Raw genomic sequence first — 1,505 nt, 5'->3', positions numbered from 1 at the left:
TCATGACACTCCCTGTGTCAACCTCAGGAAGCGAGAGGCTCCATGAGCGCTGTTGCGGCGCCGTGTTTGGTGGGGTCGTAGGGGACGCTGTCGTGCCAGCAGCGCCAGATGACGCGGATCCAGGCGCGGGCCAGGACGCGGATGGCGTGTGGGTGGTCTTTGCCTGCTTTGCGGGCTCGGTTGTAGATGTCAGCGGCCCAGGGGCTGGAGTGCCGGCTGTTGTCGGCGAAGGTGGTCAGCGCGACGCGGAAGCGTTTGTTGCAGGCCCAGCGGAAGTGCACGGCCCGGTGCTTGCCGGAGGCTTTGGTGACGGGTGTGCAGCCGGCCAGGGCGGCGACGGAGTCGGGGGTCTCGTAGGCTTGGCGGCAGTCGCCCCACTCGGCGAGCATCTGGGCGGCGTTGATCTGACCCGACCTTGGCAGCGACGTGAAGATCTCGCCGTCCGGATGCTCCCCGAGGTGGGCGGCGGTCGACCGGTCGAGGTCCTTGACCGCGGTGTTCAAGGCTTTGAGTACACCGACCAGGCCCAGGACCGCGTCGCGCAGCGCTTCGGTCGACGCCTCGCCGGTCGCCCCGGCCGGAGCCGACCGCAGGCGCTGCAGCAGCACGGCGGCCGGGCGGCGACCGGAGTAGCCGTGCTTGACGCAGAACGCGGCCATGCGCTTCTCGCCGAGGTGGCGTGCGCTTGCGAGGGTGGGGTAGCGGGTCAGGAACTCCAGGCTGATCGGCGACTCGACGTCGGCGAACACGGCTTTGGCGCCGGGCCAGTGGTCATCCAGCAGCGCGGCGAGCTGGTTGGTGGCCGCCACCCGCATCTCGACCAGGTCGGTGCGGGTGCGCACCACGGTCCGCAGCGCGCGGGTGTCGTCGCGGTAGGGGGTGGCCACCCGCAGGTGGTGTTGCCGCAGCCGCAGGTACTCGGCGATGACGGCGGCGTCGCCGGCGTCGGACTTGGCGCCCGACAGCACCTCGCCGTCCCGCCAGGTCTTGATCGCGTTCGGCGACACCGGCACGACCGGGTGCCCGGCCTCCAGCAGCAGATCGACCAGGCGGCCGTTGGGCCGTTCGATCCCGACCTGCACATCACCGGCCTCGGCGAACGTGGCCAGGCGGCGGATCAGCATCGCGATCCCGTCGGCGGTGTGGGCGATGGTGAACCGGTCGACGATCGTCCCGGCGTGGTCGGTCACGCAGACGGCGTGGACCTCGGCGGCCCAGTCAAGACCGGCGAAGAACTGCGCGGGGGGCAGCACAGCAGACAACACGACTCCTTGCGGTGGCAGCGACGACCCGGCGGCGACGAGGCCGGCTCCCGGGCGGTCACTAACCGGCGCTCTGCGGCGCATCTCCCTGTTGCCGGTCCGCGGCCCCGACAGGGCCGGGGGCGGTGGTGTCATGAAGGCCATCTCGTGGCGACCGACCAAGACCGTCACCCCGGCTCCCGCCGAGTCCCAACAACGCGCACCGTATCGGTGCCCGCAAGAAAGAGGGTGCCCTAGTGACCG

The 1,505-nt window shown here is 70.8% G+C and carries 1 protein-coding gene; it reads right to left on the bottom strand.

Features of this window, described 5'->3' with window-relative positions; all coding sequences use genetic code 11:
- Positions 1-23: 23 nt before the first annotated feature.
- The gene (locus ABGB11_RS42350; RefSeq protein WP_347641352.1) at positions 24-1,253 is read right to left on the bottom strand and encodes an IS110 family transposase; all 1,230 of its coding nucleotides are present in this window, start codon (positions 1,251-1,253) and stop codon (positions 24-26) included.
- Positions 1,254-1,505: the final 252 nt, after the last annotated feature.

Origin of the sequence: Actinomadura sp. B10D3 (assembly GCF_039871695.1) — a bacterium.
Taxonomy (GTDB): Bacteria; Actinomycetota; Actinomycetes; order Streptosporangiales; family Streptosporangiaceae; genus Spirillospora; species Spirillospora madurae.
The sequence above is the reverse complement of the archived record's forward strand: the minus strand, read 5'-3'. Positions and strand labels throughout refer to the sequence as shown.